Here is a 21,396-nt window from a genome sequence, read left to right as displayed (position 1 = left end):
CGCAATCATTTCAACGCCGCCCATCACCGTGAATTACGACACACCGCTAAAAATATATGGCACGAAAATCGCATGCCTCAAAGCCGCGTAATAACGGCATCATAGGTAAAATTACGGCCGACCTCAGGTTAAAGTTACTGTGTCCAATTCCCAGCGATTGCTGCCGGTCTTTTCCAACGGACCAAAAACCCGTTATTGTGCTGTATCGCGGCCGCCATGAGTCTTGCCGCCAGGCAAGAGCTGCGCTTCTTTTCCTCTAGCAGACGTAGCATCGCCGTTAACACCTTCGCCGCCACTGCAGAAAGCAAAAAATTAACAAATACATTAACATCGTCAATAATCGTAATAATAAACCTTAAAAACACAGTAAATACATAGCTCTAGCGATGAACAGGAGAAGCTATTAACGGCTCAATGTCGCCTCAAACCATGAAAAATCGCCGCCAGTTTTTTAACTCCGCTTTCCAGTTCCTGTGGTGTATAGGCTGCAAATCCCATGAGAAAACCGTTCTTTACATTTCCCATTACATGAAGGGATGACAATCCCGTTAAGGCAATACCCGCTCTTTGGGCAGCCTCAATCACGCTATTTTCAGCAATGTCACAGGTTAAAATGCACGGCATTTGCAAGCCGCCTGTCGGTATGCGCGGCTCGACAAAGTCTGCCAGATGGCTACGCACCAACCTTGTCAGCAACTCCAGCCTTTGGGCATAAATATTGCGCATCATCCGTACATAAGCGCCAAAATGTCCGCCTTCGATAAAGCGCGCCAAAGTGAGCTGCGGAAGTGATGCCGTGTGACCGTCAAGCAACGTACGGGCAATTGTCATCGGCTTCACCAGTTGTGGCGGCAAAACCGCATAACCAATCCGAAGCCCCGGAAAAAGAGATTTGGTGAATGTACCAATATAAATTGTCCGCTCATGCGGATCGAGTCCTTGTACACAAGCCATAGGTTTACCGGCATAGTGAAATTCGCTGTCATAATCATCTTCAATGATCCACGCTTTTCGCTCAGCCGCCCAATCAATCAATGCCAAGCGACGTTCCAGCGCCAAAGTTGCACCGGTCGGAAACTGATGGGATGGCATTAGAAAAACAGCTTTTACGTTGCGTTGCTCTTGTAAAACAGGTTCAACTGCAATTCCTTGACCATCAACACGCACCGGTATCAAATCAATACCGGCGGCATCAAAGGCGCGTCGGGCACCATGATAAACCGGATCTTCAATAAAAATCCGCTCGCCTGCATCAAACAAAACATTTGCACATAATGTCATCGCCTGCTGCGAACTGGTCAATATCAACACCCGATCAGCCGTCGCGCGGGCACCACGCTCTAAATTCACATAATCAGCAATGACACGCCGCAAAGGTTCCGTTCCCTGCGGGTCCCCATGCAACAATGCATCATGACCAATTTCTTTTAGAACTTGCCGCCCCAAACGTTCCCAAAGCGCTAACGGAAAATTTCGCGTTTCAGGTACACCTGGCGCAAAACAATGCGGATGCAACATTTCATGCACGCCACCACCAGCATACATTGCTTGCCCACGCTTACTTAAAAAGCTCTCAGGTTTTAATGTAACGCCCTCACGTTTAATACGCCGCTGACGGGTACGAAAATCACTCACTTCCGCAACAAAGCTACCACTGCCCACACGTCGCTCGATAAAGCCGTCGGCATGAAGCTGCACATAAGCCGTCTCGACTGTATCACGTGAAACGCCAAGAGATTTTGCAAGCCCCCGAGACGGCGGCAGTGGTTTACCGGCAGCCAACACACCATCAAGAATTAATTGCCTGATCGCTCTTTGCACGCGGGCATGAAGTGGCATGGCTGCATGCGCCGGATTAACCAACCATGTCTTCACAGTTTCCAGTTGCGAATTTTTAAACAATTGGTCTGGCCATCCCTGCTAAATTGGCAGGGATTATCAGGCCAATGATAGGGTAGAAGTCAAGAAAAAAATTCAAACGCTCTCTTGCTTCACGGAGGCCACAATGTCGGCACATCCATCTTCCTCGCCAATAAGACTCACTGACCTGCCCCATCCGATTGTCGCGGGCCTGATTTCCGTTATTGTCAATTATGGCGGCACCTTTATTTTGGTTTTTCAGGCCGCTCGGATTGCAGGCCTCACACCAGAACAAACCGCATCATGGGTCTGGTCGGTTTCAATTGGTGTTGGTGTCACCGGTTTGTTTTTGAGCTGGAAATATCGGGAGCCACTCATCACTGCATGGTCGACACCTGCAGCCGCATTTCTCGTCACAGCATTGGCAACTACGCCTTATAATGAAGCAATCGGCGCCTATATGCTCTCGGCTGCGGCCTTTATCCTACTTGGTATCTCAGGTTATTTTGAAAAACTAATCAAACTCATTCCCACCGGCATTGCTTCAGGTTTGCTTGCAGGCATTCTGTTGCAGTTCGGGATTGGAGCTTTCGGTGGTGCCAGTGTTGATCCCAAGCTCGTCGGCCTGCTGGTCACATTCTATCTTTTACTGAAGCGTTTTTCCGCACGTTATGCAGTTGTCGGCATTTTGATTATCGGTTTGGCTTTTTTACTATTCCGGAATCAGGTCGATTTATCCGGCTTAAAATTGCAATTTGCTTATCCGGTATTCACGATGCCGGTCTTCACACTCAATGCCTTATTAAGTGTCGCGCTACCGTTATTTCTGATCACATTAACGGGTCAATATATGCCTGGAATGCTGGTTTTACGTAATGACGGCTTTAAAACCAGTGCCAATCCGATTGTAACCACCACCGGTCTTGGCTCGCTCATTATGGCGCCATTTGGTTCACATGCATTCAATATAGCTGCGATCACTGCGGCCATTGCAACCGGTCGTGAAGCCCACGAAGATCCGTCAAAACGCTGGATTGCAGGTATAGCAGCGGGCATATTCTACATTCTGGTTGGTGTCTTTGGCGTAACACTTGCCGCCGTTTTCATGGCTTTTCCTGCAACATTTATCACAACTTTAGCCGGACTGGCATTGCTTGGAACCATTGGCGGCAGTCTTGCAGGTGCAATGTCTGATCCATCCTCACGCGAAGCTGCACTTATTACGTTTTTAGCATCGGCCGCCAATATTAATATGTTTGGAATTGGCGGAGCATTCTGGGGTCTGGTTATTGGTTTGTTTTCGCATCTGTTGTTAAACGTAAAGATGCCAAAAAGACGATAAAATAATCGCTTATTAAACGATCATTTTAAATGCAAAAAGCTCCGGAATATCCCGGAGCTTTTTATTTCGTTTTCAATATTAACGCTCACCATTATACCCGCGCCGCTTCCAGTCTTGAAGCGGCATAATATCGGGCAAACCGCCTCCTGCTTCATACCAGGAATCCACAGCCCATTTCACACCAGATTTATCTTCTATAACAGCTGTCCAATGCGGATAGCGTCCGTCAATAAACGAACCACGTGTTGTTCGGCGTGACACCGTATGATGCTTTAACCAGCCACGGGATTGCAAGTATCGTAAAAAATGATCAGTATTGACCGATTCATCGACACAATCCATTTGACCTTTCACACGGCCTTTACCAAATTCCATTTTAGGTTTGTCACGTACACCAATAACAATTGTGCTGCGCTCTTCAAAAATGGCAACGGCACTCCGCAATGCTTTTCTCTCATCCGCTGCATTGCGTTCGGATTTCTGCAAGAGATTGCGAATACGCTGTTCATCTTTAGATGTCAGCGTTACTTTTGTTTTATAATAGCAATCATAGCCATGACAAACATCAAAAGTTTGTGCAGAGGATGCAACTACAGGCATCATCAAGCCTACAAAAACATTAATACTCAATAATTTAATCAAATCATCACTCCGCATACGTTCTTATGCCGCAGTCATCACAATTAGGGGTTACCTAAAAACAGTAAACGCTCCACAAGCAATATACTGATATGGCCTGAACGCCGCAAAACGGAACAAGCGCTATTTCAAATAGGTCATAACAATAATAATATTGTAATGAAATCAATGAATCCCGAGCATGAATTTCAATTATACAAAAAAATTTAAATAATTGCCTTGTGGTGTTATTTGCTTCAACAGATCCATATCATGGCTGATAGCAAGTATGCCCATATTATGCTCTTTTACCAGATGCATTAATAGCTGCCATATCTGGGCTTGCGCGACCGGATCCAATGCCGCAGTAATTTCATCTGCTATCAAATATTCAGGTTTCGCACCAAGAGCACGCAAGATTGAAACACGTTGTAATTGGCCGCCTGACAGCTCATGCGGATAACGCTCCATCCATTCATCGCGTACATCAAGCCTTTTTGCATGTGCATGATCTACAGGGCCGGATTCAGTAATAATTTTGCCGATATTCCATCGGGGATTCATTGCATGAAGCGGGCTCTGATAAAGATAATGAACTGGCCAACTTGTTTTTGAATAAGCTGTTTTATTACCCAGCGTTATCGTTCCTCTGGATGGTGCATGCAAACCTGCAAGTGTGCGCCCTAAAGTTGTTTTACCGCATCCTGAAGGGCCGTAAACACAATAAATATTTCCCCGTTTCAATTTCAAAGAAACATCAGAGAACAAAACAGTCTTACCAAAACCTGCACTGATTTGATGTGCTTCAAGCATGAGTATAAAAACCGTTTTGGGGTAAGGCTTGCCACATTGCTTGCGCATAGGCCGACGAAAGCGCCTCACCTTTTCCTGCAAAAGCAGAGGTTGGTGCAAAGCAACATAGTTCGCCCTCATTGAGAAGAGCAACACTGTCTGCCCGCGACAGTGCCGGGATCAGATCATGGGTGATTAACATAACCGCTCCGCCATCATCGGCATATTTACGCAGTTTATCCAGCATATTGTTACGACTTTCCGGATCAAGCCCCGCAGTTGGTTCATCGGCAATCAGCAGTTTTGCTCCGCCTGCTGTTGCTTGTGCCATGAGAACCCTTCGCGCCATGCCACCAGAAACCTGATGCGGATATAAATATGCGGTACTTTCTTCAAGACCAACAGCAGCAAGCCGCGTTACAACCTCCGGTTCGGCATCTGCTCTTTGAGCAGCCCAGCGAATTTGCGACCCAACAAGCGCGGTTGGATCGAGATAACTGATCTGTTGCGGTAATAGTGCTATTTCTTTGCCACGGATTCTTTTTGAATATTTTTTATCTAACCGTTTATTCTTGAAAAAAATCTCGCCGCTCTTGTCAATATTTTGAGGTAAAAGGCCAAGAATTGCATGCGCCAGCAAGCTTTTTCCCGCGCCTGAATGGCCAATAACCGCAAGCATCTCTCCTTCATTTATTTTGAGATTTATATCATTCAATCGGGTGATATTTTCCTGAGTAAAAAAGCTTTTGTATCGGCGGAAAGAGAGAGAAAAAGAGTTGATCTCAAGCATCAGGTTTGCGCCTCCCGCGGATTAATCAGGCGGCGCAAACCATTGGCCAGCACATCAAAGCTTAAAACCATAATTAAAAGCGCTATACCCGGGAATAAAGCAAGCCACCATCGCCCAGCACTAATATGGCGCATTGCTTCTGACAGCATAATGCCGATAGCTGGACGGGATGGCTCCAGACCAAAGCCCAGGAATGTCAGGCTTGCTTCATGCAATATCGCATGCGGAAACATCAATAAAAACCCGACAAACATTTGCGGCAACAAATGCGGCACTATGTGATTGATCAAAATAAATGCACGAGAACGGCCAAAGCTTCTTGAAGCTTCAATCCATGGCTCGGAACGGATCTGCATGAGTTCAGCTCTCAGCACGCGTGCAAAACGCGGCCAATGAGAAATAGCGACAGCAATGATGACCGCTTGGGTACCGCCGCCCAATGCAAAGCAAATCAATACCAAGAGAACCAGATGCGGCATCGACAGCACGCCATCCATGATAAAACAGGAAATCGCGTCAGCAATTTTGCCAAAACCCGCAAGTAAGACAATAACAAGAGCAATGATGACGGAAAAACCTGCAGCGAGGATACCCACACGAAGGCTTAATGTCAGACCATGTAATGTACGGGCAAACATATCTCTGCCCATTTGGTCTGTGCCAAACCAATGGCACCATGATGGTGATAGATTACGTGCATTAAAATCAGCTCGAATGCCACTATCACCAAAAGCCCATGCACCGATCACAATTGCCGAGATTAACACCAAAGCAAATGTCGTACTGATAGCAGCACGGATACGACCATTCAAAACCTGACTAGTCATGCACCCTCCGCAATCTCGGATCGACAAGCCGATAAAGAAGGTCTGCAATCATATTTCCGGTTGCAACGATCACCGTCGTTACAATGGCAATGGCTAATAATAATGGTACGTCACCGCGCATACCGGCTTCAACCGTTGCTCTTCCAAGCCCCGGCCATGCAAAGACCTGTTCAGCCAGAATAGCTCCGCCAAATATTTCCCCTATCGATGCGAAAAACACGGTGAGTGCGGGTAAGGCAGCATTACGAACGCCATGACGCAAAATCAAATCAATGCGGCTGGCCCCTTGGGCGCGCGCAAAGACGATGTAATCAGAGCGCAGGACTTCAATCAATTTAGCGCGCGAATGCAGCGTAATTTGCGCTATGCCAAAAAGCGTCAACACCGTAAGCGGTAAAATCAAATGATGGATGCTTTGCCACCATGTTACTTGATCAAAGGGAACGCCGATTGGCCCCGAACAGCAAATTGGTGTCCAACCCAGTTGCACAGAAAAGACCGTCAACATCAGCATTGCCAGCCAGAATGTCGGCGTTGCAGCAAGCACGTAACAATAGACACGGATGGAGCGATCGATCCAGCTTCCCTCGAAGGAGGCAGAAATCAAACCAAGGATAAAGCCAAGAAGACCTGAAAGCAGCCAAGCAAAACCTGCCAGTGCAAGTGTTGCGCCAATACGCCCGCGCAAAACCTCTGCAACCGAGGTATTATAAGTAATGCTGTAACCAAGATCGCCACGCAACAAGCCGCCTGCCCAGCTTAAAAATTGCTCGTGATAGGGGCGATCCAACCCCCATATAGCGGCAATTTGCAATTTTTGTTCCGGCCCGACCTTTGCAATTGCAGGGCCAAGATAAATGTTGACCGGATCAATTGGTGACATCTTCATCAGCATAAAAACTGAAAAGGCGACACACACGACCAACCCGATCAGCCGGAGCAATTGCAGTGTGATCAGATGCAATAAAGATAGCTTCAATTGCAGGTCCAGCGCCAATTGGCAATTGTTGTTGTAATCGGCCAACCATGACCATGTGGTTCAATTTGTGTTTTACCCATATCAAGACAATTATTGACGAGGTAAACATGGTCAAAATTAATCAGCCATGCCCATGAATTATCACCTTTATTACCATAATAATCCGCAGCTTCAGCCCAGAACGGCATCGATGCCTCGATACTTTCTGCGGCTTGAGCCTTTTCGAAAAACTCGTCCGCTTTAGGATTACTATAATAGGTTGGGTTCATATATTCGATACCGGCCACTTTACCGGCAAACAAAGAATAAACTTCATAAGGTGAATGGCTGCCAAAACCAAACAAAATCGGTTCGGAATGCATAACCTGTCCGATAGCATCCCAGCTCCCGCCACGCGGTGTTGCTTCAATGCCTAACGGCAGAAGTAATTCAGCGGATGTTTCAGCCAAGGCTTGGCGACTGGCATCACTGGCCGGATAGTAAAGAGCAAACGCTGCACGCACACCATCTTTGCTGCGGATGCCGTCACTACCCACAATCCAGCCCGCTTCATCCAGAAGCGCCTTGGCACCATCAAGATCAAAATCAACACGATCGGCCTTCCCGGCCCATGGCAAACCATCGGCCGGGCCGTAAGCAGGTGTGCCATGTCCCTGTACAGCTACATCGACGACCAATTGACGGTCAATACCCATATTGATGGCCTTGCGGATTGCCGGATCGGATGTCACAGCATTGCCGACTTTACGCCCGTCAATGGTTTGGGGTTTGATAAATGGCAGGCTTATTCCACGATTGTCGACGGTCTGCACCGGTACTGCACGAAATCCATTGGGAACGGCGTCAGCCAATTGTGAAGGTACAGCCACCAAATCAACAGCCCCAGCATTTGCAGCAACCAGCCCTGAATCGGCTCCGGTAAAGAGGAATGTAATCTGCTTAAACGGAGATTTTTCACCGTAATAAGCATCATTTCGCTCAACGATCAGCTGTTCACCTTCATTCCAAGACACCAGTTTATAGGGACCGGAGCCAATTGGCTTGCGTCCGTAATCAGACCCATAACTGCTGGCTGGTACAATTCCGAGCGTATAAAAAGCTTCAACAAAGGTAATCCAAGGCTTAGTCAAAGCGAAGCGGACAGTATGATCGTCAACGGCCTCCACCTTTTCCAAAACAGCTAAATCCAGTGAATTAGCAGAGGTTTTTGCATTATTAAAAGTAAAGACAATGTCTTCTGCAGTGACTGGTGTACCGTCGGAAAACTGCACATCCTCGCGCAGTTTGACAGTCCATATTTTTCTGTCATCCGACAAAGACCATGCAGTTGCAAGATCCGGAATGGTTTCAAGATTGATACCACGGCGCAACAAGGTCGATTGAAATAATGGATTACCATAAGTACCCCAGCCGGTCAGCGGATCAAAACCGTTATCAGACTCACCGCCAATGGCAAGAACAAGCGACTCTTTTGGCGCGGCATGCACTGCTGTCATAAGACTGAGCGTTGTAACGACGGCGCATGAAACAGATGTCCAATTCAAAATGCTCTCCCAGTATGATGATCTTTTAAAATTATCATACTTCTTTACTTAGCCAACGCAATACTTAAACAGAAAAATAATCATAATTCTTACATAGCAAAAAACAAAAAAGCGCCCATGAAAATCTATACACAGGCGCTTTATAGAAGTATATTTATCTTTTATATCAATGAAATACTACTTATCGGCACGTTGTTTGATACCCCAAAGCCCGTAAGCGCTTTCTCCGTACATACTATCGTCAAGGCCTTCCATCTGCACCTCATCCGAGACACGAAGTGTACCGGTTGAATCCAGAATCTTAAGAAGAACTACTGTGACAATCCATGCATATACTGCGACAATAACAATCGCCAGAGCCTGAACTCCAAATTGGTAGAGGCTGGCGGAGACCGCATTGATGCTTGAGCTTGCTGCAACACCAATAAGCAATGCACCGGTAACCCCGCCAACACCGTGAGCGCGCCATACCTCCAGTGTATCGTCGACCTTAAGCCATTTTTGAACATATTTTGCATTAAAGCAAACGGATGCACCGACCGCACCAATAAGCAATGCCGCCATTGGCTCCACATAACCTGCGGCCGGAGTAATGGTTGCAAGACCAGTCACTGCGCCGACCAGAATACCCGAGAAAGATGGATGGCCTGTTTCTTTCCACTCCCAGAACATCCAGACAAGCATTGCAATTGCCCCGGAAAGCATGGTGTTTGTGAAAGCGTATGCCGCCAAAGCATCTGCTGCATAGGCACCACCCGCGTTAAAGCCGAACCAGCCGAACCACAAAAGGCCTGCACCGACCGCAACAATCGGCAAACTTGCCGGCTCTGTTTTAGCTGAACCCGGTGCAACTTTTCGCTTGCCCAGATATTTGGCTGCTGCCAAAGCTGAAAAACCTGCTGAAGCGTGAATGACGATACCACCGGCAAAGTCCACAACACCAAGTTTAGCGAGGAAACCACCGCCCCAAACCCAGTGTGCAACAGGCAAATAAACAATGATGGTCCAGAGTGCAACAAAGATCAGATAGGATGCAAAGCGAATACGCCCCACAATAGCGCCGGTCATCAGAGCCGGTGTGATGATCGCAAACATCATCTGATATGCGAAAACCATAATAAAGGGAATATTGGGAGCCATCTCGGCATTTGGTGCAATACCAACATGATACATACCGAAATAGGTACGAATATCACCAACAACACCACCTATAGATGGCCCAAATGCCATACTGAAGCCGCCAAAAACCCAGATGAGACCGACAACACCCATACAGACAAAATTCTGTATCATGATGGAAAGGACGTCACGCTGTTTGACGAGACCGCCATAAAACAAGGCCAGTGCCGGTGTCATCATACACACCAGCGCCGTACAGATTAGAATAAAGGCTGTATCACCTGCGTTGATTGTTTGCATTGGTTTTTCTCTCTTTGCGCAAATTCAAACTTAATTTAGATGAACCTATTTGTCGTCCAGCTGATGCTGCACAACTGGCTTGTGCGGATGTGGCGCAAGAAATTTCTTCGGTGCGATAAACAGATACATTGTCAGCACATAAGGTGCGGTAAATGAAGGTAAACCAAAAGGTGACATAATCACATCATATGCACCTTGAACAAATACCGTCGCGATTGTTGCCAAAACGGCGTAAATAACAACCTTGGTCGACGTTTTAAGGAAGATTACACTGACTGCAAGTGCTGTCAGAACAGCGCTGAAACCGTATAATCCCTGAATAACAACCGAAGGATCAGCGCGCATAACAATGGCACAAATCAGTGCGATCAATGATCCGGCTGCTGTTGCAATACCTGCCGGTATTGAAGCAATAAATATACCGGCGAGAATAATCACACCGCTCACTGCACTGCCCAGCAAAAAGACTTGGGCTATATTGCGAAAGAATATTTCTACCAGTTCCATTACGGAAGGGATAACAGTCGTGCCGCTCATATAATCAGATGCAAGTTTTGCTGCATCACCGGACACATTCAGCGAACCAAATGAATAAGCACCGGCCACCATGAGCCAGCCGGTCAAAACAAATGGCCCTGTCGAACCCGGAATACCCCAGCTTTTTGTCAATGTTGCACTAAAAGCTGCAGTAACAACCGTACTGATAGCGGCACCAATGATGATGTAAAACCATAATTGCGGGGAAGCAGTAATGAATGTCGGTAACGCTGCCCCTACCAATATACCGTTAAATCCGAAGAGACCGGAATTAATTGAGCCTTCATCACAATCAAGCAATTGTGCGGTGACAGTTGCCACAAAAAGACCAATGACTGCACCAATTGCTATAGCCCATATGCCGCTTAAATATGAGGCATAACCAATCGCAATAAGAAATAATAATCCCGTTACAGCATTCTCCATAAAGAAAACCTGACTTGCACCACGCAGGTAAACTGATAGAAAATTATCCTTCTTCGCTACCATCTCAAAGCCCCCCTTTGCCTTTTAACGCCATAGAAATTCTTCAGGTAAAGTCCGCCCCCGAACTTCCTCACGCACAATTTTCCAAAAGTTTTTGACTTCAGCGCGGACATCATAACTTTCAAGGCCAACTACGCGTAAAATCAATCCGGCATTATTGGGCAGTGTGGAAGCACCAGAAATCACACGCGGTGATTCAGTGCTGAAATTAACAGCAACACGCTCTTTAATCCGCGCTGCAATATCAGGCGGTGTGATACAAACAATATTGGCAAACGCATCAAAACCACCCATGACTGCAGCAAAATCAATGGTGGAATTCCCCTTTTCAATCAAAATCTTATCAACAAACAATCGCTTCCCGTCAGGACGACGTGCGGTCATCTGCAAAGAAAGCAAATCAAAACCAAAACGCTCATCTTCGTGATGATATTTACGGCCGGACATCACCATTTCTCCATAGAGCAGTGTGGCACTCTCATCGATGGTGATGTCTGTATGATTGATAAAGCGCGAGTCGCGATAGGGTATCGTAAAATCCGGCAGATATTCCAGATATGACCCAGCTTCCAGTTTTACAGTCTGATATTGCGACGCATAATTGGCATCCATACGATGAATACGATTGGCACTTTGCGAATTAACCTGCGCATAGGCAGCTTCACCGACCGTAATATCAATTTTATACCGGTCTCCCTGCAAAATACCACCACCAACGGAAATAATTGAGCATATAGGGAGTTCCGGCATTGCCTCATCCCAGTACAAAGCTTGTTGTACTAAAAGAGGAGCCACACGATAAAGATCATGCAAGACCGAGCGTCCGTTACGAATGGAAAAACCCAAACGTAATTCACCGATCTTGCCAGGACCGGCAGCGCGCATTTGTGCAGGTTGCGTATGGTAATTACGCAATTCACGCGCTTTATCAATGTGACTTAGTCTTTCATGCAATCTCATAGTAATTATCCGGCATTTTCTGCTGGACGTTTCGTCTCTACGTCAAACAGTGCCATATCGAGAACAAGCTGCAGGAGCTCATCAACACCTTCACCCGTTTTACAATTGGTGAAAACAAAAGGTTTTTTGCCGCGTACGAGTTTGGAATCACGCTCCATAACCTCAAGACTTGCTCCAACATAAGGTGCAAGATCTGTTTTATTAATAATCAGAATATCTGATTGGCAGACACCGGCACCATTTTTGCGTGGAATTTTTTCACCACCGGCCACGTCAATCACATAAATGAAAAAATCAGCCAAAGCAGGACTAAAAGTCAGGGTGAGATTATCACCGCCCGATTCAATTAAAATAACATCACTGTCAGGATATTTTTCTTCCAGCTCCTCACAGGCGGCAATATTCATTGATGGATCTTCACGCACAGCCGTATGAGGGCAAGCACCTGTTTCTACACCAACAATTTTTTCTTCAACAAGAACGCCGCTCAATGTACGACGTACCTGTTTGGCATCTTCTGTCGTAACCACATCGTTGGTAATAATCAGCGGTTTAATGCCGAGTTCCAACAAGCGGGGAGTAAGCGTTTCAATAACGGCAGTTTTTCCAGAGCCTACAGGTCCACCAATGCCGATACGGGTAATTTTTTTCATAATTTATTCCTGCGATTAACACTATTCAGTTCATGAACAGGTGAACAAAGGCTTTCACGTGATGGGCAACCAAAACATCAAAAACGGGTGCGAAGCTGGACATCTCGTCTAGTGACAAATCCTGAATAGCAACATAATCACCTTCGACCCGCTCCTGCACCTCAAAGAGAATGCGCTGGGTTTGAAGGTGATCAATCCGCATCAAACGAACTGCAGCGCTTAAGATCATGGTAGCGACGCCATATTGATGAATGACGAAAGCTTGCTGTTCATCAGCGCCCAAATGCGCCAGCGCCAAGGCTTGACCGACAGGATAACATCCTGGCGTTTGACCTGTTTTGATCTTTTTGAGCCAGCTATGAAGGCACGGAAAATCATCAATTTTGATTGCTAACTCAGCAAATTTCTTACCCATACGGGAAAGCATCATCTGCTGTTCTTCGCCCATACGACGATCCCACAGCTCATAATCTGCAGCGATAATTGTAGCTTCATCATCCAGTTTATAAGCACGGTGGGCATGCAAAAATGCGATACCATCCATGTGAGCAGTCTGACGTAACACAAGTTCGACAAATTGCTTCAAGCTGGCAGCATCTTTGACAATTTTGGTTTGAATTGCGGATTCCAAGCCATTGGAAAAAGCAAATGACCCAACCGGCAAGGTCGAATCTGCAAATTGCTGCAAGCGTGCCTGCAGCGCCATATTTTGCATATTCGAGAATGCCGAATGTTTTATGCCTGACATAACTTACCCGTGATGATGATCGTGGGAGTGACTGTGATGATGGTCGTGCTCATGCTCATGATCGTGAGAATGATTATCGTCATGAGAGTGGGTGTGTGAATGTACGTGATCATGATGATGATGCGGAGTTGCATCAGCACCAGCAAACAACATCCGCGCTTCTTTTGCGTCTAACAATGCCGCAATTTCTTCACCTGGAGCAAAGCGTGTACTCACGTGACTAAAGGCATGGGTGCGCATAACCGAAGCCATAACTTTTTGATCCACAGAGAGCGGAACATAAACAGTTGAGCCCTTGATAACGGCAGGCCAATGCTGATTACCTAATCCGTGCCCAAGTTCAAAACAGGTACGCAAAATCTCCAAAGGCTCAAGTGCTTCAAGCCCCTGAAGTTCAATAACCAACACCTCTTTAAGTGCAATACGTGCTGTTACAATGATATTATTTTCATCATCATAATAAAGAACATCACCATTTTGCAGATGTTCCGAGCGAGGCAGAGAAATTGCTAATTCGAGACCACCTTCACTGGTTTTACGCAGACGGCTCTTTGGCGCTTCCCATTGCTCCAATACGAGATGATCGACCTTCGCATGATGTGAACGCTCATGCCAAACAGTATCTTTAATATTACCAAGAATTTTCTCGACGAGAATCATACTTCCTCCGGAAGCTTAGCTAAATACGCATCAACACTCTGAACAATTCCAAAGACTGTATATTAACTCTCAAAAGAACACACTCAGTGCTGATGTCGAATAACATTATTGTTCTATAAAAGTTACGGGAAGGCGTTGTGATTGCCTTCCCGTAATCTCCCGTCAGCTAAAGAAATGGAGCTGGCCCATTGGAATGCTTGTCGCCGGTTCAACGGTTGCATGCTTGCCATCGACTGTAACAGCAAATGTTTCCGGATTAACTTCGATTGTTGGCAATGCATCATTGCGCACCATCGATTTTTTACCAACAGTACGGGTGGCGTAGACCGGCATAACCTGTGACTGCAACTGATAGCGCTCAACAATGCCGTCTTCCATCGCCGCATGGGACGTGAAGGTAACACGGGTTTTCGGCAGTGCCGAACCGAGTTGACCAAACATCGGACGATAAATAACTGGCTGAGGTGTCGGCAGCGATGCATTCGGGTCACCCATCATTGCCCACGAAATTAAACCACCCTTGATGACCATCTTAGGCTTGGCAGCAAAGAATGCCGGCTCCCAAAGCACAAGATCAGCCATTTTGCCGACTTCAACCGAACCAATCACATGGGAAATCCCCTGTGCAATTGCCGGATTAATCGTCACTTTAGCAACAAAACGCAGCACGCGCTGATTGTCATTGCCTGAAGTGTCACCTTCATAAGCACCAAAACGGGTTTTCATCAGATGCGCGGTCTGAATAGCACGCAACCAATTTTCACCGATGCGGCCCATTGCCTGACTGTCACTGGAGATAATGGAAATTGCACCAATATCATGCAGAACGTTTTCAGCCGCAATCGTTTCCGGACGCACACGGCTTTCAGCAAAAGCAACGTCGGTCGGAATTTTCGGGCTGAGATTGTGACAGATCATGGTCATGTCGAACAATTCAGCCTGCGAGTTGATACCATAAGGCAGCGTCGGATTGGTCGAACTAGGCAACACATTGGACTGACCGGCTACGCGGATAATATCAGGTGCGTGACCACCACCAGCACCCTCTGTGTGGTAGGTGTGGATTGTGCGGCCTTCAAAAGCGGCAATGGTATTTTCAACGAAACCAGCTTCGTTCAATGTATCAGTATGGATACAAACCTGAATGTCATATTGGTCAGCGACACCAAGTGCTGCACGGATTGTTGCCGGTGTGCTGCCCCAGTCTTCATGGATTTTAAGACCGGCAACACCGGCGCGAATTTGTTCTTCCATTGGCAGAGCGGCAGAAACGTTGCCCTTACCAAGAACACCCGCATTAACCGGCCATCCATCGAAAGAACGAAGCATCATTTCGACGTTCCAGGTACCAGGGGTGATCGTGGTACCATTGGTGCCATCGGTTGGCCCGATACCGCCACCAAAAACCGTCGTAATACCGTTGCTCAAAGCTGCCTGCGCCTGCTGCGGTGAAATATAGTGCACATGCGCATCCATACCACCGGCAGTGAGGATCAAATGTTCGCCGGAGATCGCATCAGTTGCAGCACCAAGCGCAAGTCCTGGAGTAACGCCGTCCATAATTGCCGGATTACCAGCTTTACCAATACCACAGATCAGGCCATTTTTAACGCCGACATCCGCTTTGATAACACCCAGTTTAGCATCAACGATTGTCACGTTGGTTATGATAAGATCGGGCGCACCGGCAGCACTGGTCAATTCATTGTCGTAGCCCATGCCGTCACGCAAGGTCTTGCCACCACCGTAAACAGCCTCTTCACCATAAATGCGCAGATCTTTTTCAATTTCGATATAAAGATCGGTATCAGCAAGACGAATTTTATCGCCAGTCGTTGGACCATAAAGATCCGAATATTGCTTTCTGGAAATTTTAACCATGTCAAAAACCTGTTCGCTAGTATGTTTAAGGGAGCTGCTTACGGCTTATTTTTAAAACCGTACATTTCAACGCGCCCCATCGCATCGGCCAGGCGAGGACGGGCATCATTGTAGCTTTCATCTCCAACCCAGCCATCGACCAGATTATTAAAGCCAATGACACGCTGCTTACCTTGATAAGGAACCAGAACGACTTCTTTTTCGTCACCCGGCTCAAAGCGCAATGCAGTCGTTGCAGGAATATTCAAACGTTTACCAAAGGCCTGCATACGATCAAATTCAAGGTCATGGTTTACTTCGAAAAAATGGAAATGCGACCCGACCTGAATAGGCCGGTCACCGGTATTACGTACTTTAATCGTTACTGTTGGATAGCCAGCATTAATCTCGATATCGCCTTCAGCGAGAAGTAAGCCGCCAACCGGCACTTTAGGTGTATCTGCAGCCATAATGTTAACTCCCTGAGGACTATTGGATCGGATCATGAACAGTAATCAAACGGCTACCATCAGTAAAAACGGCCTCGACCTGGACATAAGGTATCATTTCAACAACACCTTCCATCACATCATCTCTGGTGATGGCTTTACGAGCCAAATCCATAACCTGCTCAACAGTTTTACCTTCACGGGCACCTTCAAGCGCAGCCGTTGCAATCAGAGAAACAGTTTCAGGATGGTTGAGCTTGAGGCCTTTATCTTTACGTGCCTGCGCTACCTGAGCAAGCGTGTAAATCATAAGCTTATCAATCTCGCGCGGGGTAAAATGCATTGAGAACCTCCTTAGTAACACCCTAAGTGAACCGGGCCATAATAAAACGCAACTTATGTAACTAACAAGAAACATACTATATTGATAATATCAATATAGTCTATTTGAAATTCATAAAAATAAAAATAATAAAATCAACAATATCAATGCATTAACATAACGATAACATCAATGCAACAAACTATTATCATCATGTAATCCAATATATCCAAAATCCAGCCATCACCATTGAAAGCATAGTAACAACTGCACCGGCACGGAAAAACTCTATAAAAGATATTTTGATACCAGCTGAAGATGCATGCTCGACAGTAATAATTCCTGCCAAGCTACCGAAAATAATCAAATTACTTGAAAACCCGGTCCCCAAAACCAAAGCTGCGCCCAAAGCATCAACATCTATGGACGTGTTTATATAAGGCACAAGTAACATAACGGCAGGATTGTTCCCAACCAGATTGCTCAAAATCCCGCCAACTAAATACAAAGACAACGGATCATTTAAATCAAGCCCCATAGAGCGCAAATGACCAAGTAAATCCTGAGGCAAACCTGTTTTTGCAATCGCAGCATTGACCACGAACAATCCGGATATCAACAATAAAAGATCGATATCAACTTCTTTCAGCACATCTTTTGACGATATTTTTCGGCTGATCAACAAAACGCTTGCTGCGGCCAGGGCTATAATCTCATGTGGCCAATCACTGAAAACAAAAGCTAATATAACAGCAAAAGTAACGATCAAAGCCTTTGCCATTTCCAATCTATCAAGTTCCGGCTGCTTTAATATTGGCTTATCTGTTTTTGCCATATTCGGAAGTTGCCAACGTCCTCGATAAATTAATACGATAGCCCCCCATACAATCGGAAGTGATAATAATGCAGGAACCGCTGCTGCTTTAAGAAAATTGTTGAAAGACATTCCAAGTGTCTGTGCTGCTATCATATTTTGCGGACTACCTATTAATGTCGAGGTAGAGCCCGTGTTAACGGCAAAGCAAAATGCCAGCAAAAATGGTACCGGATTGAGTGAGCGAACCATTGTGACTGAAATCAAAAGCGGCACCATCGCTACAGCGACAACATCTTTGGTTAATATTGAAGACAATACAGCGCCCACAATAATGAAAACAGCAACCAGAAATGAGGGCTTAATATCCAAAGTCGCTAACTTCATTGATGCCCAGCCATAAAATCCGGAAATAGCGAACGTAGATGAAACGACCATAAGTCCAAATAATAATCCTATTGTGGTATAATCAATAGCGATCCAGGCTTCTTTCCCGCTTATGCTGCCGATCACGATCATTGCCAACATGCCAACGACAGCCGCACCTGTACGATCGACCTTAAACCCCGGTAAAATCCCTAGCCCCATGACGAGGTAAACAAGGATAAATACTAAAAGGGTCTGATCCATTACTGTATAGCCTTACATATGAAAAATGATTGTGCCTGATGTTAATCGAGGCGCCTCTTCATGAATAGATCGATTTATTATTAAAATTGTATTTTTAATAATAAAATATAGCATAGACTGATAGCATCTTTGCCATGACATATCTAACATGAAAACTGGACAATCCTTTCCTAAACGAAAATATCCGCATGAACAGGACAAAAGAGGCTCTGAAATAATGCAGCGCATTACAATCACAATGGATGAAGACCTTGTGGATCAACTCGATGAAATGATTGAACTCAAAGGATATAGCAATCGTTCGGAAGCATTGCGGGATCTTGCCCGGGAGGGGATGAAGAACTACCGCGTTAAAAATGATCAACTAAGTGACTGCATCGGAGTTCTCAGTTATATATATGATCATGAAGCCAGAGAACTTGCTAAACGGCTGACTGCAACACATCATGAGCACCATAATTTGACCGTTGCCTCCATGCATATACATCTGGACAAAGATTATTGCCTCGAGGTCAGCTTATTGCGTGGGGGGGTCAAAGACGTCAAACATTTTTCAGATCTAATCACCTCGCAGCGTGCGGTTGTACATGGTGAATTAGCAATTATTCCTGTCAATAAATAACAATCCTGATTAAAATCACATATCTGACGATATAATTTAAAATCTGCCTGAACGTATAAAATTTGTCGGTCCAGTCTTTTAAATTACATCAAAAAATTACACTATAAAATCGGAACAAACAGACTCGAAATGCAGACATCATTACTTTGATGATGTAATTTTAAAAAACAGATCAAAAATATCGACCATAAAAATCACTCGTAAACAGGTCTAGTGTATATGTTGTATCAACCAGCGCATTGGCTTTACAATCTGTCTAAAAAAGCACCAAAGACAGATTTACCATGGCGCCAATCTCTACGCCTTGCGCTTGTTACAAGTATTCCACTGCTTATAGGTTTTTTAACAGGCGATTTAACCCCGACGATTCTTATCTGTCTTGGTGGTTTTCTAACAACATTATCTCTTACCAATGCCCCCTACCATACTTGTTTCCATCGTCTGACGATCATATTGCCTTTTGGTATGGCCGGTTATTTTTTAGGTGGTCTATTGGCCGCTCATGGCCTTTGGACAATCGCCGGAATTGTATTGATCTCGTTTATATCAGGTCTCATCAGCAGTTATGGCGCAGTCTTCGCTTTAGGTTGTATGCAACTACTTATCATGACTGTTGTATCTGCTCACGCAGCTCCCACAGCCGGTATTTGGGTCATGCCGGCATTCTTTCTATTGGGTGGCGTTCTATCGGCTATATTATTAAAAATTGAATCCAAATTATTCCCCAACAGACCTGAAATAGAACTCCTTTCAAAACTTTTAAAAAACCTTTCTGAATTCGCCAATATATCTGCCGACAAAAACAGCGAAGAAAAGGCCATCAGAAAAGCACAAAGTGATGTTTTGCAAGCGCAACTTGCTGCTTATCAGGCTCTTATCCATACGCAATCCCAGCAAGACGGACGCACACAAAGTGAAACACAAATCGCCGAAATATTGGCGATAACTGACCGCCTTACTGCACTCATTGCAAGCCGTACATATGATACAGCAATACTTAAACAAGTAACAGGCTGGCTCAATCAAATGAGCGCGTCTGTTACTTTAAAAATTAAGATCGATGTACCGGAAAAGCTTCAGCATGATAATAACTCGCTGCTCTATAATTTGAATAGCTTGAACGAAATTCTTTATCAATACGGCACCAAAACACCGGATGATTATCTGCTTTCCTTTTCAAAGCTGATGAAATCCTCGAAAACAATGCTTTATAATTTCAAGGCAAATTTAATATTTGGCCGCCATGTTGTTAATAATGCTCTGCGTTTAAGTTTCTGCATGCTGCTGGCACTCATTGCAGAGCACATTGTACCCGGCCAACGTTCTTACTGGCTGCCGCTCACTGTGGCAGTAATCATGAAATCTGATGCAGGCTCCATTTATGTTCGGGCTGTACATCGAAGTCTGGGCACAATCGTCGGTGTTATTGTAGCGATTGCAATCTTTGCTATTTTTCCAAAAAATATCAGTTTGGTGGCTGTTGTATTTGTTTTCAGCCTGACGATACCTTGGGCAGGAGCAAAAAGCTATGCTTGGCAATGTGCCGTCATGACTCCTCTCATTCTTATCCTAATCGACCTTTTAGTACCAGGACCAACCGCGAATTACGGGCTGCAACGTATGGCAGATACTCTTATGGGAGCTGGCGTTGTACTCTTTTTTGGTTATTGGATTTGGCCGAAAACCGCGCCCTCATCTATTCGTAAAGAATTTTCAGCCGTTCTAAAGTTGTTAGCTTCGTACTTAGAAAGAATTGAAATAACGTCTGCTGATAATAAATCCGATAAATCAGTAATTACTGACAGCGCAGATATCAGACAACAAGTATATAAAAATTTATCGGATTTAAGAAGTCATGTTCAACTGGCCTTGGCAGAACCTTCACCTGTCAGCGATGAAGCCCGCGCCTGGGTTCCGGCGATAGCCGCGGCAGAAAGAATAGCAGATGGCATTACAACATTTGCGAGTTTATCTGATCAAAAACAGACAGCCACCAACATAAAAGATCTACAACAAACCATACAGGTTCTGCAATCTTTAACACAGAAAAATAATACTATAGAAACCAAAGTTGCTGATAGAGTTGCACCACCTCTGGCAAATGCAGCATCCAAAATTCTATTCGACATTCAAGAAAATGCATTCAGCATTCGTCAGCTGACAGTGAATAATCGCGTCCAGCCAGCATAAAATATTCAGCATAAAAATCATTCGGTCATTTAGATGACCGAATGAAAAAATACCATAGCACAATGCGATGGTCTGCATGGCGTGTCAAAAGACCTAATATCTTGTGCTCCGCACTCTCTTTGCATGTTGGTAAGTTTTTCCCGACAATCTGTTTCCGGTATCGTATCAGCTGCGTTTCAAAAAATGCGAAAGATGCAAATATCCTGCAACCGGCCAGTGGACTTGATGTGGTGGACGGCCTCCTGATCCGCTTTTGTGCGATAGTGTGGTTGTTTTTAAAAGCCACCAAGGAGA

The 21,396-nt window shown here is 45.4% G+C and carries 20 protein-coding genes and 1 pseudogene; 4 read left to right on the top strand and 17 right to left on the bottom strand.

The window, feature by feature from the left end; all coding sequences use genetic code 11:
* Positions 1-411: 411 nt before the first annotated feature.
* On the bottom strand, positions 412-1,902 hold the full coding sequence (gene pdxR / locus ACI0FR_RS16195) for a MocR-like pyridoxine biosynthesis transcription factor PdxR (protein WP_461668016.1): 1,491 nt from the start codon (positions 1,900-1,902) through the stop codon (positions 412-414).
* Between the two features lie 103 nt (positions 1,903-2,005).
* Between pdxR and ACI0FR_RS16190 the strand changes: the two genes are divergently transcribed.
* Entirely contained in the window at positions 2,006-3,202 is a 1,197-nt protein-coding gene (locus ACI0FR_RS16190; RefSeq protein ID WP_374834559.1) for a benzoate/H(+) symporter BenE family transporter, read from the top strand.
* A gap of 78 nt (positions 3,203-3,280) precedes the next feature.
* On the opposite strand, the gene ACI0FR_RS16185 is transcribed toward ACI0FR_RS16190, so the two are convergent.
* From ACI0FR_RS16185 to ACI0FR_RS16110, 16 genes and pseudogenes are all read right to left on the bottom strand, one after another.
* Entirely contained in the window at positions 3,281-3,844 is a 564-nt protein-coding gene (locus ACI0FR_RS16185) for a hypothetical protein (RefSeq protein WP_461668015.1), read from the bottom strand.
* Between the two features lie 189 nt (positions 3,845-4,033).
* Positions 4,034-4,765: an ABC transporter ATP-binding protein gene (locus ACI0FR_RS16180; protein WP_461668014.1), complete on the bottom strand. Its 732-nt coding sequence runs from the start codon at positions 4,763-4,765 to the stop codon at positions 4,034-4,036.
* A 133-nt stretch (positions 4,766-4,898) separates the two neighbouring features.
* Positions 4,899-5,402 (bottom strand): annotated as a pseudogene (locus tag ACI0FR_RS16175) (ATP-binding cassette domain-containing protein); the annotation flags it as partial.
* Positions 5,402-6,229, bottom strand: a complete 828-nt coding sequence (locus ACI0FR_RS16170) for an ABC transporter permease (protein WP_461668013.1) — start codon at positions 6,227-6,229, stop codon at positions 5,402-5,404. The pseudogene ACI0FR_RS16175 and the gene ACI0FR_RS16170, both read right to left, overlap by 1 nt.
* The gene (locus tag ACI0FR_RS16165) at positions 6,222-7,208 is read right to left on the bottom strand and encodes an ABC transporter permease (protein ID WP_374834549.1); all 987 of its coding nucleotides are present in this window, start codon (positions 7,206-7,208) and stop codon (positions 6,222-6,224) included. Before ACI0FR_RS16165 ends, ACI0FR_RS16170 begins: the two co-directional genes overlap by 8 nt.
* Positions 7,205-8,752, bottom strand: a complete 1,548-nt coding sequence (locus ACI0FR_RS16160; RefSeq protein WP_374834547.1) for an ABC transporter substrate-binding protein — start codon at positions 8,750-8,752, stop codon at positions 7,205-7,207. Before ACI0FR_RS16160 ends, ACI0FR_RS16165 begins: the two co-directional genes overlap by 4 nt.
* 177 nt (positions 8,753-8,929) lie before the next feature.
* Complete coding sequence (locus ACI0FR_RS16155; protein ID WP_374834545.1) at positions 8,930-10,171, bottom strand: ammonium transporter; 1,242 nt, start codon at positions 10,169-10,171, stop codon at positions 8,930-8,932.
* Between the two features lie 45 nt (positions 10,172-10,216).
* On the bottom strand, positions 10,217-11,197 hold the full coding sequence (gene yut, locus ACI0FR_RS16150; protein ID WP_461668012.1) for an urea transporter: 981 nt from the start codon (positions 11,195-11,197) through the stop codon (positions 10,217-10,219).
* A gap of 21 nt (positions 11,198-11,218) precedes the next feature.
* Positions 11,219-12,154 carry an urease accessory protein UreD gene (locus tag ACI0FR_RS16145; RefSeq protein WP_374834541.1) on the bottom strand — a complete coding sequence of 312 codons (936 nt, stop codon included), beginning with the start codon at positions 12,152-12,154 and terminating at the stop codon, positions 11,219-11,221.
* A 5-nt stretch (positions 12,155-12,159) separates the two neighbouring features.
* Positions 12,160-12,807, bottom strand: coding sequence for an urease accessory protein UreG (gene ureG, locus ACI0FR_RS16140; protein ID WP_374834539.1), 648 nt, complete (start codon positions 12,805-12,807; stop codon positions 12,160-12,162).
* 25 nt (positions 12,808-12,832) lie between these two features.
* On the bottom strand, positions 12,833-13,555 hold the full coding sequence (locus ACI0FR_RS16135) for an urease accessory protein UreF (protein ID WP_374834537.1): 723 nt from the start codon (positions 13,553-13,555) through the stop codon (positions 12,833-12,835).
* A gap of 3 nt (positions 13,556-13,558) precedes the next feature.
* A complete protein-coding gene (locus ACI0FR_RS16130) occupies positions 13,559-14,215 on the bottom strand; it encodes an urease accessory protein UreE (protein WP_374834535.1) in 657 nt (218 codons plus the stop codon).
* A 162-nt stretch (positions 14,216-14,377) separates the two neighbouring features.
* Entirely contained in the window at positions 14,378-16,096 is a 1,719-nt protein-coding gene (locus tag ACI0FR_RS16125; RefSeq protein ID WP_374834533.1) for an urease subunit alpha, read from the bottom strand.
* 38 nt (positions 16,097-16,134) lie between these two features.
* On the bottom strand, positions 16,135-16,581 hold the full coding sequence (ureB, locus tag ACI0FR_RS16120; RefSeq protein ID WP_374834531.1) for an urease subunit beta: 447 nt from the start codon (positions 16,579-16,581) through the stop codon (positions 16,135-16,137).
* Positions 16,565-16,867 (bottom strand): urease subunit gamma, encoded by a 303-nt coding sequence (locus ACI0FR_RS16115; RefSeq protein WP_374834529.1) that lies wholly within the window; start codon positions 16,865-16,867, stop codon positions 16,565-16,567. The genes ureB and ACI0FR_RS16115 overlap by 17 nt, the downstream gene beginning before the upstream one ends.
* A gap of 190 nt (positions 16,868-17,057) precedes the next feature.
* Positions 17,058-18,290 (bottom strand): ArsB/NhaD family transporter, encoded by a 1,233-nt coding sequence (locus tag ACI0FR_RS16110; RefSeq protein WP_374834527.1) that lies wholly within the window; start codon positions 18,288-18,290, stop codon positions 17,058-17,060.
* Positions 18,291-18,507: 217 nt separating this feature from the next.
* On the opposite strand from ACI0FR_RS16110, the gene nikR reads away from it, so the two are divergent.
* The 3 genes from nikR to ACI0FR_RS16095 form a co-directional block, all read left to right on the top strand.
* A complete protein-coding gene (gene nikR / locus ACI0FR_RS16105; RefSeq protein WP_374834563.1) occupies positions 18,508-18,912 on the top strand; it encodes a nickel-responsive transcriptional regulator NikR in 405 nt (134 codons plus the stop codon).
* Between the two features lie 219 nt (positions 18,913-19,131).
* Positions 19,132-21,102 (top strand): FUSC family protein, encoded by a 1,971-nt coding sequence (locus ACI0FR_RS16100; RefSeq protein ID WP_461668011.1) that lies wholly within the window; start codon positions 19,132-19,134, stop codon positions 21,100-21,102.
* A 101-nt stretch (positions 21,103-21,203) separates the two neighbouring features.
* Positions 21,204-21,396 (top strand): hypothetical protein (locus ACI0FR_RS16095; RefSeq protein ID WP_374834523.1); only part of this gene is annotated, 193 nt, incomplete at its 3' end.

The organism is Paenochrobactrum sp. BZR 201-1 (assembly GCF_044987585.2).
Lineage (GTDB): Bacteria > Pseudomonadota > Alphaproteobacteria > Rhizobiales > Rhizobiaceae > Paenochrobactrum > Paenochrobactrum pullorum.
The sequence above is the reverse complement of the archived record's forward strand: the minus strand, read 5'-3'. Positions and strand labels throughout refer to the sequence as shown.